13 protein-coding genes, 1 pseudogene and 1 CRISPR repeat array are annotated in these 16,368 nt (G+C 24.3%); of the genes and pseudogenes, 12 read left to right on the plus strand and 2 right to left on the minus strand.

Annotated features, from left to right (window positions below):
* Window positions 1–116: 116 nt before the first annotated feature.
* Window positions 117–893: an endonuclease/exonuclease/phosphatase family protein gene (locus tag NG901_RS02515; protein ID WP_252212176.1), complete on the plus strand. Its 777-nt coding sequence runs from the start codon at window positions 117–119 to the stop codon at window positions 891–893.
* 52 nt (window positions 894–945) lie between these two features.
* Here NG901_RS02515 and NG901_RS02520 read toward each other — a convergent pair whose 3' ends face one another.
* The gene (locus tag NG901_RS02520) at window positions 946–1,818 is read right to left on the minus strand and encodes a DMT family transporter (RefSeq protein WP_252212177.1); all 873 of its coding nucleotides are present in this window, start codon (window positions 1,816–1,818) and stop codon (window positions 946–948) included.
* 241 nt (window positions 1,819–2,059) lie between these two features.
* Here NG901_RS02520 and NG901_RS02525 point away from each other — a divergent pair, with 241 nt between their 5' ends.
* The 4 genes from NG901_RS02525 to NG901_RS02540 all read left to right on the plus strand — a co-directional run bounded on the left by NG901_RS02525 (window position 2,060) and on the right by NG901_RS02540 (window position 5,081).
* Window positions 2,060–2,710 (plus strand): hypothetical protein, encoded by a 651-nt coding sequence (locus NG901_RS02525; protein ID WP_252212178.1) that lies wholly within the window; start codon window positions 2,060–2,062, stop codon window positions 2,708–2,710.
* Between the two features lie 317 nt (window positions 2,711–3,027).
* On the plus strand, window positions 3,028–3,762 hold the full coding sequence (locus NG901_RS02530; RefSeq protein WP_252212179.1) for a DUF434 domain-containing protein: 735 nt from the start codon (window positions 3,028–3,030) through the stop codon (window positions 3,760–3,762).
* A 138-nt stretch (window positions 3,763–3,900) separates the two neighbouring features.
* Complete coding sequence (locus NG901_RS02535) at window positions 3,901–4,263, plus strand: phage holin family protein (RefSeq protein WP_252212180.1); 363 nt, start codon at window positions 3,901–3,903, stop codon at window positions 4,261–4,263.
* A 179-nt stretch (window positions 4,264–4,442) separates the two neighbouring features.
* Window positions 4,443–5,081 (plus strand): hypothetical protein, encoded by a 639-nt coding sequence (locus NG901_RS02540; protein ID WP_252212181.1) that lies wholly within the window; start codon window positions 4,443–4,445, stop codon window positions 5,079–5,081.
* Window positions 5,082–5,420: 339 nt separating this feature from the next.
* Window positions 5,421–7,348: direct repeats of the CRISPR family, unit length 30 nt; unit sequence GATTAACATTAACATGAGATGTATTTAAAT.
* 65 nt (window positions 7,349–7,413) lie between these two features.
* Here the strand turns inward: NG901_RS02540 and NG901_RS17285 are convergent.
* A pseudogene (locus tag NG901_RS17285) lies at window positions 7,414–7,612 on the minus strand (transposase); the annotation flags it as partial.
* A gap of 113 nt (window positions 7,613–7,725) precedes the next feature.
* Between NG901_RS17285 and cas6 the strand changes: the two are divergent.
* From cas6 to cas1b, 7 genes are all read left to right on the plus strand, one after another.
* Window positions 7,726–8,418, plus strand: coding sequence for a CRISPR-associated endoribonuclease Cas6 (gene cas6, locus NG901_RS02550; RefSeq protein WP_252212182.1), 693 nt, complete (start codon window positions 7,726–7,728; stop codon window positions 8,416–8,418).
* Between the two features lie 15 nt (window positions 8,419–8,433).
* On the plus strand, window positions 8,434–10,197 hold the full coding sequence (locus tag NG901_RS02555; protein WP_252212183.1) for a type I-B CRISPR-associated protein Cas8b/Csh1: 1,764 nt from the start codon (window positions 8,434–8,436) through the stop codon (window positions 10,195–10,197).
* A complete protein-coding gene (locus tag NG901_RS02560) occupies window positions 10,198–11,139 on the plus strand; it encodes a type I CRISPR-associated protein Cas7 (RefSeq protein WP_252212184.1) in 942 nt (313 codons plus the stop codon).
* 3 nt (window positions 11,140–11,142) lie between these two features.
* Entirely contained in the window at window positions 11,143–11,931 is a 789-nt protein-coding gene (gene cas5b, locus NG901_RS02565) for a type I-B CRISPR-associated protein Cas5b (RefSeq protein ID WP_252212185.1), read from the plus strand.
* Between the two features lie 102 nt (window positions 11,932–12,033).
* Window positions 12,034–14,721, plus strand: a complete 2,688-nt coding sequence (gene cas3, locus NG901_RS02570) for a CRISPR-associated helicase Cas3' (protein ID WP_252212186.1) — start codon at window positions 12,034–12,036, stop codon at window positions 14,719–14,721.
* Window positions 14,722–14,740: 19 nt separating this feature from the next.
* Entirely contained in the window at window positions 14,741–15,235 is a 495-nt protein-coding gene (locus NG901_RS02575) for a CRISPR-associated protein Cas4 (protein ID WP_252212187.1), read from the plus strand.
* Between the two features lie 67 nt (window positions 15,236–15,302).
* Window positions 15,303–16,301: a type I-B CRISPR-associated endonuclease Cas1b gene (gene cas1b, locus NG901_RS02580; protein ID WP_252212188.1), complete on the plus strand. Its 999-nt coding sequence runs from the start codon at window positions 15,303–15,305 to the stop codon at window positions 16,299–16,301.
* Window positions 16,302–16,368 lie beyond the last annotated feature (67 nt).

Consider the following 16,368-nt stretch of genomic DNA (forward strand, 5'->3'; position numbering starts at 1 on the left):
AAAGATGGTCTTTTTTTTTATAAAGTACAGATACTATATATTAAAGAATGATAAAACAAAGTTGATAATAATTTAATAAATGAATTTTTAAAACAAGCTGAAAAGAGGATATTGCTATGAAGGTAATGACTTTTAATTTGAGATGTGATTTTATTTTAGATTTTAATAATAGATGGGCTGAGAGAAAAAACTTAGTGTTTGATATAGTAAATAAATATGATTGTGATATTATAGGTACTCAAGAAATAACTGAGAAAATGTTTAAAGATATATACAATAATATCAATACATATACTATTGTAGGCAATCCAAGAAGTAAAAAGTTGTTTTCAGAGAGAAATGATATTTTGATTTCCAAAAAACATAAGATAGATAATTATAAAACATTTTGGCTATGTGATAATCCAGAAAAGATAGGAAGATCAAGATGGTATTCAATGTTTCCAAGAATCTGCACAACAGCCATAATTGAATTAGAAAATGGGAAAAGAATACGAGTTTGTAATTCGCATTTAGATTGTCTTTTGCCACAAGCAAGAGCATATGAACTTAAAAAGATTGCAGAGTTTATAAAGAAAGAACAAGAAAAAGAAGAACTTCCATTAATAATTATGGGAGATTTTAACGCTAGTCCTAATAGTAAATTAATTAAGAATTTTATAAATGGAGATATTTTCAATAAAAGACTTGTAGCTGTACAAGATATGAATAAGTCATTATATAATAAAGCTACTATGGGTCATTTTAAAAATAAAGAAAAGGGATCACATATAGATTATATATTTGTATCAGAAGAGTTTGAAATAATTGATGTAGAAATAGTAAAATATAATATTAATGGTAAATATCCATCAGATCATTATCCTTTGATGGCTGAGATAAATATTAAATAAAAAATAACAGTAGGTAAATTTATAATAAGTACAAATTTACCTACTGCTATCTTTATTCGCCTTTTGTATCTTTAGCTAGTACAATAGTTGCAGTTAATATTAATGCAGCTCCAATTACTAATTCAAAAGATAAATTTTCATCAAGAAGTAATACACCAAAAATTATGCTGACTATTGGTTCAAAAGTTCCTAAAATAGATGTTGATGAAGTTCCAATTAATTCAATAGCTTTAAGTAATAAAATTATAGATACTATAGTGGAGATTAATGATATTCCTATGTATGATCCTACTATTTTAGTATTAAAACTCAATACTATTGATTTTGTAAATAGACCATATGTAACCATACCTAGAGTAGCCCCTACACACATATATAAAGTTGAAATTTTATTATCTACTGATTTTATACAGTCAAGTCCTAATACAATTAAATTAATTGCATAAGCTACTCCGGAAAATAATGCTAAAAATATTCCTAATGTACTTAATGATTTACTTTCAAAAGCAACAAGAGAATAAACGCCTATGCCTGAAAGAAATAATGATATTATTTTTCTTTTACTAATCTTCTCTTTAAGAAAGACAAAACCAATAATACATACAATTGCTGGATATATAAAATGAAGAGTAGTAGCTAGTCCAGCACCTAAATAATTATAAGACATAAATAAAGTTTGTGTTGTAATAGTGTATGCAATAATCCCAATTGCTAATAAGATTAACATGGGTTTTCTTTCAATTTTAATTTTAACTTTTTTATATAAAAGATATATAAATATACTTATTGATGATAATAAAAATCTAAATATTATGACCGTTGTCGGATTAGATCCGTTTTTGTAAGCTATTGATGCAAATATAGGCATGAGCCCAAATGCTACAGATGATAAAATAGCATATAATAGTCCTCTATATGTATTCAAAAAAAGTCCCCCTCTTGATTTTGATAAAACTAATTAAAGATTATGTTTTTAAAGTAAATGTTAACATCATACTTTATAGATTATAATTAATTTTATTTTTATAATCAACAAAAATCGTAATACTATTAAAGTTAATATTAAGATTATTGTATAAATATTAATTTATAGCTTAGAATTATGTAGTACTAAAAGAAATTTTCTTTTCATATTATATAATATAAGATTTGAGGAGGAAAATTTTATGAATGATGCTTATGTCTTTAAAGAGGAAAATAGATATGAGAAGTATTGTGAGACAGTAAATATAGGAGACATAAATGCTAACTTTAAACCAAAAGAGTTTATAGAAAAATTTATAAAAAGCAATTACAACATTAAGAAGATAAATCTGAATTACACAGTATTTCTTGGAACAAATACCTTGGAAAATGGGAAGAAAATAGATTATTATTACAAACCATATATAATTTTAGAAAAAGATTTAGAAGAAAATTATGAAAATTCAGTTCAAAAAATATCCATGGCTGATATGAAGATAGCATCTGAAGAAGCACAAATAAGAAAAAATGACTTTATAGCTGATTATACTTATACTAGAGCAAAAAGTGATATAAGGCGTAGTGTTGTTGAATATGAAGAAAATCCATTGTTAGTTAAAATTATAGATAATGTTATTTATAATTATGAAAGAAAATTTATGAGAGAGCTAAAAATAATATCTATTGAATCATTTTTTAATAAAATAGTTCAAGAAGGTGAAATAGAAGTTAAGAATATATATAACACGTATGTAAAAATACACAATACATCGTATTATAAAGAGAAGTTTAGAAAAATACCTTCATTTAAAATAAGTAGAATAGGAATGGAGTATTTTTATAGTAAATATTAGCTTTTAAAAGACTATTAGATTAAATCTAGTAGTCTTTTAAAAGCTATTACACTTATTTTGAAAAATAAATGTAAAGAGATGTATAATATTTACGATAGATACATTATAAGTAGATTTAGCTATTAAGAATAATAATTTTAAAGAATTTATGGAATGTTTTTTGGGAGTTACTCATAATTGTGGAATATAAAAATAAGTAAATAAATTTAGATAGTTATATTTAAAAGTATAATTATATAAATTAAAAACTCATAATATATTTAATCAAGAAATAAACTATTTAATTCAAAGATACAATAATAAGGGGATATTAACATATGAGTAAAGTTGTTAAAAGAGGATATGTAGCTACTGATGAAAAAGAGTTTAATGAAAAATCACTTTTAAAATTACATAAGGCTGGACAGGATTTATATTATCTTTTAAATCAAGGATATAACATAAAAAGTGCCTCGGTGTTTATAGGAAATCATTATCTATTATCTGAACGTCAAAGATTAGCTTTAGTAAGAGCTGTTTCTGCAAAAAATAGAATTTTAATCAGAAAAGCTAAAGAAATTAAAGGCAATTTAGATGGATGTGTTGTAAATATAGATGGATTTAACACCATAATAACATTGGAAGTTGCATTATCTAATTCATCTTTATTAAAATGCATGGATGAAACAATTAGAGATTTGGCAGGATTGAGAGGCACATATCGTATAATAGATAAAACTGAAACAGCAATTACACTAATTGGAAAAATATTAGAAGAAAATAAAGTGAGAAAAGCTATTTTTTATTTAGATGCGCCAGTATCTAATTCAGGAAAGTTAAAAGAAAAAATATTAGAATTATTAAGTGAGTTTAATTTTGATTTGCAAGTTGAAAATATCAACAATGTTGATTCAATATTAGAAACTTTAGATAATGTTATAACAAGTGATGCAATTATTCTTGATAAATGTAAAAGTTGGCTTAATTTAAATAAAAAAATTATAGATAATAACATTAATGACTATACATGTATTGACTTTTCTTTATTAAATGATTGTAATAAAGAAATGTAAAATTATAAGTGTTACTCTATAGATATTAAAACATATCTATAGAGTGTTTTTTTCTTATAATATTTTTTTCTTAATATTATTTTTATTACATGGGCATAATATATGTGAAGCAAATTATCATTATAAGGAGGAATATTTATGGAACATAAAAGAAAAACTTCAGATAGTAATAGTGCTTTGAATTGGTTAACAAGATTAGCACTAGTTGTAATCATTTTAGGAATAACATCATTTTTAACACCAGGATTTAGTATTAATGGATTATGGTCATTTTTATTGGCAGCGGTTGTAATAACGGTATCAGATTATGTAGTAGAAATGTTTATGGGAATTGATGCATCACCTATTGGAAAAGGTGTAAAGGGATTTATAATTGCTGCTTTAATAATATATTTAGCACAATTTGTAGTTCCTAATATGAGAGTATCTATGATTGGAGCATTATTAGCATCTGTAGTTATTGGGATTTTAGATGCAGTATTGCCTGGAAGGGTAATGTGAAAATAAATATTAATTTACAAAATTAATTAGGACTCTAAAAATAGAGTCCTTTTAACTGTTTAATTAAAATAAATTCATTAATAGTAACATTTGTTACATAATTAATTGAGTAAAAAATGTATACTTAAATTACAGCAAAACATTAATATAATAAATTATTCAATATTGGAGGAAAAGATATGAGTTTATTTTTAGGAAAAATTCATTTTTGGTTATTTAATAAGATTTTATGGTTTGAAGGATTAGAAAATGAAATAATTGATGTTGCAAAAAGCCAAGGATTAGATATTTCAAAATTACAAAGAGAAATTGAAGGTAAGTATGGAGATAAGCTACCGAATAAACCTCTTGATGAAATTATAGATACAAGTAATATTCATGGATGGTTACAAGAAAAGATACATTCATCAGAAGGAAGAGTAGCGGCTTGGACGACTATCATAATAGATAATAATATAGAAGCTAAAACAAAACTAGAACAAGTGTATATTAATCAAGGGATCATGGCAGCAAAAGAAGTTAAAGAAGAGGGATTTATCTTAGATAGTGCAGAAGATATATTTAACAAAGTAAATGATTATATATTAGATGGAATGCCATGTGACAGAGTAAATGAAATTATAAATAGTAATGAAAATTTTGTGGAATGGACTAGAAGGAATTGCGTACATAAAGAAATTTGGGATAAAGAAAATGGTGATGTAGACTACTTTTACTTTTTAAGAAGTTTATGGATTAAAGCTTTTGTAAATGAAATAAATCCTGAATTTGAGTATATAGAAGAGATCACTGGTATAAAATCTATAAAAAGAAAATAAGAATTTTTGTAAAAAGGTAGATGACTTATGTAAAAGTTATCTACCTTTTTGAAGCATGTTATATTTAAATGTCAATTTTACTTATTTGTTTATATTATTAACCAATTTATTTTTAATCTAAATCCAACATCTTTAATATGCAAAGTACAATAATAGCATATATTTTTACCAGGTGATTATTATATTAAAATTGCTGCAGAGCTAGGTAAATACAAGAGTTATATAGGTTGAGGAATGAGAATAATAATATTTAAAAATCACTTGGTAAAATTTTTATAATGTGTTACTATTACTGTATTAGAGGAATTTTAACATTTTAAGAATGGCTTATTTTCAATGGATTAACATTAACATGAGATGTATTTAAATCTGTTAATTCTAATGAAGTTGAATTTACTAATGAAAGATTAACATTAACATGAGATGTATTTAAATTTAACAGCATCTTCTCCCGTAAGCCATAACTCATTTGGATTAACATTAACATGAGATGTATTTAAATATTATATCCATTATATTTACTCCCTCTTTGCTAAGATTAACATTAACATGAGATGTATTTAAATCTATTTGCTTACTGGCTTAGAATCTTTAATATTTAGATTAACATTAACATGAGATGTATTTAAATACTGATTCTTTTGGTTTTTGGCTCTCAAATTCCATGATTAACATTAACATGAGATGTATTTAAATTAGGACTTACTTTGTTAATACTTAATTTTACTTTATGATTAACATTAACATGAGATGTATTTAAATTAGCTCCATTAGAGTCTAAGTAATACCATCTACCATGATTAACATTAACATGAGATGTATTTAAATGAAAGAAATTAATAAAAGTATAGATAAAAAATTATCGATTAACATTAACATGAGATGTATTTAAATCCTAAGAAGATACAAAGAATGATAGGGTGCTCAGAGATTAACATTAACATGAGATGTATTTAAATAAGAAAAAGTCTACCATATGAATTAAAGTTGCTATGATTAACATTAACATGAGATGTATTTAAATTGATATTTATTTTGATGAAAAGCTAGATAAGGATTGATTAACATTAACATGAGATGTATTTAAATAATTGATAGAATTATTGCTAATATGGGTGGAATTGAGATTAACATTAACATGAGATGTATTTAAATTTAAAGGGCAAAAGAAACATAGGCGATAAAGGCAAGATTAACATTAACATGAGATGTATTTAAATTATCTAGTTATCTTCCAAACAATAGTACTCCTAGGATTAACATTAACATGAGATGTATTTAAATAGAAAAGTATTTTTATTTAACTGAAAAAAAGTATAGATTAACATTAACATGAGATGTATTTAAATACAATATATTGATGCTTTTAAAGGTTTTAATGAAGGGATTAACATTAACATGAGATGTATTTAAATTTATCCCAAACATTCTCTGAAAAATGTCTACCTTTGATTAACATTAACATGAGATGTATTTAAATATACATTCAACTATGCAATCTAGTTTTAAATTTTGTAGATTAACATTAACATGAGATGTATTTAAATGAAATCTTATATCTTTGTACTGGATCAGTTTTTGGATTAACATTAACATGAGATGTATTTAAATTTTCTAAAACATTCTTTTATATCTAAATTGCTATAAGATTAACATTAACATGAGATGTATTTAAATTATTGTTTTCCAACATTCGTAAGCGGAATATAATTTGATTAACATTAACATGAGATGTATTTAAATCTCCTTATAATTTCCTATCCTCTTTCTATAAGGTATGATTAACATTAACATGAGATGTATTTAAATTTGATCCACGTACCGACCTCAACTTTATTGTTTTGGATTAACATTAACATGAGATGTATTTAAATAGTTCTAATATATATCCAGTTGCAACTCCACTTTTAGATTAACATTAACATGAGATGTATTTAAATATTTGAATATCAATTATTTCTTGATTAGCATTTTCGATTAACATTAACATGAGATGTATTTAAATTCTCTTGCTAGTCTTAGCTTGTATGATGGACATTGGATTAACATTAACATGAGATGTATTTAAATACTTTATATAGGAAGAGATTATAAAGGACAACCATAGATTAACATTAACATGAGATGTATTTAAATGAAATATCACGACATTCTGGAATATAAGTAAGTTTGATTAACATTAACATGAGATGTATTTAAATAAGCAATGCGACTAAGTATTTGAATATGTATGATTCGATTAACATTAACATGAGATGTATTTAAATGCTATATCGAGAGAATAGATAATTTTGTGTAAGTATCATTTTTATTATTTAAATATCACTGGAAATTAAAATTTCCAGTGATATTTTTTTATTTGAGAAATACTAATAATGTTTTTTATTACCTTTTTTAGTATCTCAATTATTTCCATAGTAGCCTAGATAGACACACTTGTTTAAAGACTCATCTGTTGGGAAAATGATTCTAAATTTGGTAAAGTTATGTATTTGACAATTAAATCCTTCAAGCGTATTGGTAGTGTATATGTTGCTTATAATAAAAAATTATATATGATTAATAATAACATATGATGTAATAATACTACAATTATTTACAAATAAATCAATTAATAGTAAAATTGTTACAAGGAGGTATGATTATGAATGTATTTCAAATAAAATTAAAAGTTTTTCTTTTAGAAGATATAATTTTAGAAAATTTGCAATCAAATTTAAGTGCGTTTATTGATAAAGGATTATCCAAGAATGAAGAACTTTTAAAGTTTCATAAAAGTAATAAATTTAAATATTATTGTTTTGATTCGTTATATCCAATAGAAAAAGATAAAGTTTATAAAAAGAATAATGTATATACATTAACTATTAGGACAATAGATAAAAATTTAGCAAAATTTTTTAATAATGTATTGGTAAATGAATTTGATAATTATATAAAAGCACTAACTTCTGAAATAAGAATAATTCCTAAAAAGCATATTGATAAGATTTATTCTATAACTCCAGCTATTATGAAAAGTAATAATGGTTACTGGAAGAGTAAAATGACTCTAGACGATTTTGAACGTAGATTAAAAGAAAATCTTATTAAAAAATATAATTCTATATTAGATACCAAAATAAATGAAGATTTTGATTTGTATACTACAATAGAATTTAAAAATAAAAAACCAATTGCCACATCTTATAAAGAAATAAAACTTTTAGGAGATAAAATTTCTTTAAATATAGCTGAAAATGAAATGGCTCAAAATTTAGCATATATGAGTATTGGGACAGGCATACTTGAGAATAATGGAAGGGGTTTTGGATTTATAAATTATAGATGGCTTTAAGGAGGTGAATATAATTTGTTAAAAGAATGTTTAGAAGTATTTCAACATGAGTTAGAAAAAAAAGGCGATAAAATAATACTAGATACATATGTGCCAGCAGACGGAACTTATGTCATAGTAGAACCTAAAGATGACTCGTTTGGAATTAAGGAAGTAGTTAACATAAAGCAAAATAAGAAAACTAAAGAAATAGATAGAAGTAATAAATACTTTGATGATATTTGTGTGTGGGATTACAATAGCAAAATAATTAATACTAATAAGCCAATGGCAAGCAAAAAATATGTTACAAAAAAAATAATACTAAGCAATAATTATATGTCTTTTATATCAAAAAAAGAAAACATTAAAAATGGAAAATTAACAATAGATATTATTGATAATTATTATGACACATTAACTAATCCATATTTGAAGTATGAGAAAGAAAAAAATAAAGAAATTTATAAAAAAGTAGAAGAGGAAATAGGAAGTGTCGATAAAGATAAAATTCAGAAAATAAGATGTTGGATAAAAAATAATCTTTATAAAATAGATATTGATTATGATCAAAAGGACTATATAAAAATATTTTTTAAATATGATATTGAGGAATATATAAGAGAAGGAAAAAGATACTTAATTCCTAATATTTATAATAAAAACGAATTGAATATAGAAGTAAATAAAGTTTTGTATGGATTATCAGATAATAATATGGGCTTTAATACAAAAAAAACTTATTTAGAAAATAAAAGCAGAAAACTTATTCAACCTTATTTAATAGATAAAAATGAGGCTATATTACAGAAAAAATTTTTTGATTATTTATATAATTTAGTTTCATTAGGAAAATGCAATATTTTTATAGATAATGTTAATATGAAAATTTTATCTTTTGAAAATGGTAAATCACCAAAAGGTAAGTTTAGTGGAATATTTTTGAGAATATTAAAAGGGAAAAATGAAGCTGAAATACATGATTATGACATTATAACTAAATATAAATACAACCTAATTAAAAAGTTTGAATTTAAGAATATTTTAAATATAGATTTAGCTTCAAAAAATGTATCAATTCAAAAATATGGAGTGTGTACAACAATAAAAGATATTGAAAGTATATTAAGTGAAGTATTTTTCAAAAATATTTTAATTAAAAACTATTTCACAGATCCAGGAGATTTAAAAATAAATGATGGATGTTTGAAAAGCAATTTATTATTAGCTAGAGAATCATTATTTAATTGGATCTATAAAGGAATAGATAATGGAGTTTTCAAAATTTTAAATAGGATTTCTTTAAGTTTAGTAAAGGGGTCTATTGTAAACGGATATATTATTAAGTCATCTCATCAGTTTAATTTGAGATGGTCACTTATTGAATATTTTGAGAAAGGAAATGATGATATGGCAGATATAATATTTAATTTAAAGGAAACTTTAAGAAATAAGATAAATTCACCTACAACAGATAAATTTGAAAATGATGATGAATATTATTTTGCAGTGGGACAATTGGTAAGCTATTTATTAGCTAAAAATAAAGGGAATAAAAAAATGCATTCTTTAGCGAATCCATTTATTAATGCTAAAAATAATGAATTGATAAAAGAGAAACTTAGAAATTTTTATAAGAAATATAATTATGATATTAATATGAATGGAAGAAGATTTAAAAATTTATATGCAATGATTTTAGGATACAAACCTGAAAGTAGTGTGAATCAAGATATGATTATTGCAGGATATTTAAATAGCAGTTTAATTTATGAAAGTAATAATAAGGAGGAGATATAAATGAATAAGAGAGTTTATGGAGTAATCGGAATTTCATCTGTTATGGGGAATTGGAATGCAGATTTTACTGGATATCCAAAGACAACTTCAGGTGGAGATACATTTGGAAGTGATAAAGCTTTAAAATATCCTATGAAGAAGATGTGGGATAACAACGGGGAAAAAGTTTTATATATTAAATCTATGAGGTTTTCTGAAAAAAAAGATGAGGTTCAATTAGTTCCAAGAGCTTTAAAAGAAAGATATGAGCAAATTTTTAATGTTGAAGACTTAAAAAAATGTAAAAATACTAAAGATGTTTTGGTGAATTTATTTAGTGCTATTGATGTTAAAAATTTTGGAGCAACCTTTGCTGAGGCAGGTAATAATATATCTATAACTGGAGCTGTTCAAATCGGTCAAGGATTTAATAAATATGAAGATACAAATCCAGAAGAACAACAAATACTTTCTCCTTTTAGAGATGGTTCAAAAGATAGCAGTGATTCTGATGAAGCTAAAAACTCAACTCTTGGAACTAAAATTGTAAGTAATGAAGCTCATTATTTTTATCCATTTACAATAAATCCACTTGCATATAAGGAATTTGTAGAACTTGGTGTAACTGATGGATATACTGAAGAAGATTATGAAAAATTTAAGAAAGCTTCTCTAGTAAGTGCAACCTCATTTGCAACTAATTCAAAGGTTGGATGCGAAAATGAATTTGCTTTATTTGTAGAAACTGAAGGAGATTTGTATCTTCCTAATTTATCAGAGTTTGTAATTTTTAATAAAGATAAAGGTAAGAACATTATAAAATTAGAGTGTTCAGATTTGATTAATTCTGTTTCTGATAAAGTTAAAAATATTCAAATTTATTATAATCCATATACAACTATCCTTGAATCTGAAATAAAAGGAGCTAAAGTTTATAATATATTTACACAAGAAGAGGTGTAAAATATGAAGGTTTTAAAGTTTAAATTGAGTGGAAAAACAGCATTTTTTAAGAAACCAGATGTAAATACTTATCTCTATTTTACTTATGGAAATATTCATAAAGTAGCTTTATTAGGGTTATTTGGCTCCGTGCTTGGATATGGTGGATATAATCAAATGAAGCTTACGGAAGAATTAAGCGAAAAAAAGAAAAAAGATGAAGTTAAAATTAAATTTCCAGAGTTTTATGAAAAACTAAAAGATCTAAAGGTATCTATAGCACCTAGTAATGAAAAGGGATTTATACCTAAGAAAGTGCAGTGCTTTAATAATTCTGTTGGATATGCATCAAAAGAACAAGGAGGCAATTTAATAGTTAAGGAACAATGGCTTGAAAATCCTTCTTGGGATATATATGTTTTAATTGAAAATGAAGAAAGTCAAAAAATTGCAGATAATTTAATTAATCATAAAGCTGTATATTCACCATACCTAGGTAAAAATGATCATTATGCTGACATATCTAATGTAGAATTGCTGGATACAGAGTCTATATTAGATGGAAGTAATGTTAATAAAATTAATTGTCTTTTTACTAAAGAATCTTTCAAAGTAGTTTTGGATGAAGAAGATGAGTATGAAGATGATATTTATGAAGAAACTTTTAAGTATGAAGAGAAATTGCCTATTAGCTTAAATGAAGATACTAATATGTATGAGTTAAAAAGCTTTTTATATACAAATATCAAAGTATGCAGTGATAGCAAATGTAGTGTATATAAGATTAAAAATAATAATATTGTATTTTATTAATTAAATAAGACTAGTAGAAATTTATTAATATTAATAGAACAAATCTATTAGGATGTGAACTTCAGGAGGGGGAACCCTCCTTTAAATTTAGGAGGATTTAGTTTGTATTTTGATGAAATTAATGTAATTGATACAAAAGAATTAATAAGTAGTAAATATGATTTCTATGCTCATTTAAAAGAAGGAACAAATAAGAATGAATTTGAAAAATATAAAAAAGAGTGTATTGAAAAAGAAACATTAAAAGAACATACAGATCTATGTAAAGAGTATTTTAATAAAATAATTAAATCAAAAGGATTAGATAAAATATTTTTAAATTTTGAAAATATATATTTTAAAGATTTAAGTAATGATGGAAGAAAAGTTTTTAGAGAGCTTTTAATAAACACAATTGCATTTCATGATATTGGCAAGATAAATCCATACTTTCAAATCAAAAATATGGATAATCCTTTAAAAGAAGATGTAGAAAGCTTTAGTCAAATTGGTACAAGGCATTCAATAATATCAGCTGTATTATATATAGATTATTATCTTAATAAAGTATTAAGTTTAGAATTAGCAGAAAAAAAGCAAGTGAGAACAATATTGTTTTTAAATGCGTACATTATATCTAAGCATCATGGAAATTTAGATGATTTTTTAGGATTTTTAGATATGTTTTATGAGGGTGGAGATGGAGCCAAAGTAATCAATATATTTGAAAATAATTATAGAAAGATCTATACAAAAGAATTTGTTTTGTCAGAGAATAAAATAAAAAAGCAATGTGACAATACAAAGAAATATATTAAAAGAACAAGTGAAGAGAATACAATTGTTTTATATACATATAGCAAATTATTATATTCGTTGCTTGTAGCTTGTGACTTTTATTCTACTAGTGAATTTATGAGTGGCACTAAGATAAAGACTTTTGGTGAATTAGAAGAAATAGATGAATTTTACCATGTATATAAAGATACAGAAGTATATAAGAGTATAAGAAAATATGAATCTAATGATTATACAAATGAAAATAAAGATTTGAAAAATGAAAAAGATATTAATATATTAAGAAATGAGATGTTTTTAGATGCAGAAAGAGAATTATCTAAAAATAAGGATGAGAACATATTCTTCTTAGAAGCACCAACAGGTAGTGGTAAAAGCAATGTATCTATGAATTTAAGTTTTAAACTAATAGAAGATAATACGGAGCTTAAAAAGATATTTTATGTATATCCTTTTAATACATTGGTGGAACAAAACTTAGAAACTTTAAATAAAATTTTTGGGAAAGATAAAGAAATACTAAATAAGATAGCTATTATAAATTCTATATTTCCTATAAAGATGGATAAAAAAGATAAAGGATTAGAAGAGGAAGAAGCAGATTATAAGTATTATGCTAAAGCATTATTAAATAGACAATTTTTAAATTATCCAATGATTTTAACAACTCATGTAAGTTTATTTAATACAATGTTTGGTTTTTCAAAAGAGTGTGAATTTGGATTTCATCAATTAGCTAATTCAATAATAGTTTTAGATGAAATTCAAAGTTATAAGAATATTATTTGGAGTGAAATAATATCATTCTTAAATAATTTTGCTAAAGTCTTGAATATGAAAGTAATAATAATGTCAGCAACTTTGCCAAATCTTAATGCTCTAATTAATGATGAATATAATTTTATAGATACTAAGTTACAAGAATCGAAAGAAGGTAAAAATAATTTTGATAGTGCAAATTTAATTAAGAATAGAGAAAAATATTTTTCTAATTCACTATTTAAAGATAGAGTAAAAGTAAGCTATGAGCTTATGGATTTAGATGATACATTAGATACACTTTATGAACATGTAAAAGAAAATAGTAAAAGAAAAAAGAAGATACTTATTGAGTTTATAAAAAAGCAAAGCGCATATGATTTCTATAATAATATTAAGGAAAATATAGAGAATGATGAACTAAATCCAATTATAGAGCTTATGACAGGTGATGATAATGCTATAGAGAGAAAAAGAATTTTAGATTTAATAAGTAGTGAAGAAACTAAGAAAAGAGGAATAATATTAATTTCTACTCAAGTTATTGAAGCAGGTGTAGATATTGATATGGATATAGGATATAAGGATGTTTCTAAGTTAGATAGTGACGAACAATTTATGGGGAGAATCAATAGATCATGCAAAAGCAAGGGAGAAGTATACTTTTTTAATTTAGATAAGACGGATTTAATATATAAAAATGATGTTAGAGTTAATAGTGATTTAAGTTTATTAAATGATGAAATGAGAAAAGTTTTAGTGAATAAAGATTTTAATAAGTATTATGAACCTGTACTTAATATGATAAAGGTTAAATACAATGATTCTTTTAATGAAAGTAATTTGAAAAATTTCTTTAAAGAAGTAGTTGGGAAGCTTAATTTTGTAGATGTTGAAAGAAGAATGAAACTTATAGAAGAGAATAATTGGAACATGTCTATTTATTTAGGTAGAACTATAAAAAAGAATGAAAATAATAAAATCATAGAAATTGATGGAAGAGAAGTTTGGAAAGAATATAAAAGTCTTTTAAATAACAATTCTATGGATTATTCAGAAAAGCAAGTTAAGTTATCTGTAGCCAAAAGTAAAATGAATTACTTTATTTATGAGATTAAAAAGAATGTTGACTTGCCTTATACTGATAAAATTGGAGAACTTTATTATATAGAAAATGGAGAACAATATTTTCAAGGTGAAAAACTTAATAAAGAGAAATTTGTAAATGAAATAGGGTTGTTTTTAGATATTTAATGAAAGGAGATATTATAGTTTGAGAGTAAATGGTACTTTAATTAATTATTATTTTCACTGTAAAAGGCAGTGTTATCTACACGGAAATAGACTTAATTTAGAAGACAATAGTGAAATTGTTAAGATCGGAAAAGCAATTCATGAAGAAAAGGCAGCAAAGTCTAATAACACTGAAATAACAATTGATAATATCAAATTAGATAAGCTTACATCTGAATATTTAACAGAAGTTAAAAAATCAGATGCAGATATGGAAGCTGGCAAGTGGCAGCTATTGTATTATTTAAAAGTGCTAAAGAGTAAGGGCATAATAAGAAAAGGAAAATTAGAATGTGTAGAAAAAAATAAATCTGATAAAAAAATTGTCTATATTGATTTAAATGAAGAGTTAGAAAAACAACTTGATAAATATGTAGTGGAAATTAAAAAATTAATTTCAGACAATGAAATACCTAAAGTATTAAATAAACCAACCTGCAAGAAATGTGCATATTATGAGTATTGCTATATTTAATAAAATTTTAGTACTTAAAATATGCGAAATGTAAAAAAATATAAGTTAGGATGTATGGAGGATTTATATGGGAAGTACAAGATATATATCATCTATGGGAGAATTGACTAGAAAAGATAACTCATTATGTTTTAGAAGAGATGGAAAAAATGTATATATTCCAATTGAAAATACCAAAGAAATTTACTGCCTAAATGAGGTAAGTATAAACACAAAATTATTAGATTTCTTATCAAAGAATAATGTGGTGGTTCATTTCTTTAATTACTTTGAAGGCTATAGTGGAACATTTTATCCTAAAGATCAATACAATAGTGGAAGATTATTAGTAAAACAAGTTGAAAAAAATAATACATCTAGATTAATTATTGCAAAAGCCATAGTAAAAGGTATAGGACTTAATATAAGTGAAGTTTTATATCATTACTATAAACATAATAAAAAAGAAGTAAAGAATACTATAGATTGGATTAAAGATGAGTTTTTTAATAGAGTAGAAAATTCACAAAATATAAAAGAGCTTATGGCTGCTGAAGGGGAAGTATGGCAAAGATTTTATAGTGAATTTAAAAATTTTTTACCAGAGGACTTTATTATTAATAAGAGAGTAAAAAGACCACCTGATAATCCAATAAATGCACTTATTTCTTTTGGAAATTCGCTTTTATATACAAAAACAATTTCGGCAATTTATAGAACACATTTAGATCAAAGAATAAGTTACTTGCATGAACCCTCAGAGGGGAGGTTTTCCTTGAGTTTAGATATAAGCGAAGTTTTTAAGCCCGTAATAGTATATAAGACAATATTTGATTTAGTTAATAATAAAAAATTGCAAGTAAGTAAGCATTTTGATAAGAAAGTAAATTACTGTTTATTAAATGAAGAAGGTAAAAAGATATTTATTGCGGCATTTGAAGATAGGCTAGAAACTGTCTTTAATCATCCTAAATTAAAAAGAAGAGTCAGTTATAGAACTGCGATGAAGCTTGATTGTTATAAACTTATAAAATATATAATGGAAGAAAAAGAGTTTATACCATTTAGATTGAAAGAAGGATTTTGATTTTTATAGAGTAGTTATGAATTAGGCTTTTTAACAGTAATAAGAGAACGCAAAATGTATTTATTTT

Source organism: Clostridium sp. CMCC3677 (genome assembly GCF_023845585.1).
Classification (GTDB): domain Bacteria; phylum Bacillota; class Clostridia; order Clostridiales; family Clostridiaceae; genus Clostridium; species Clostridium aquiflavi.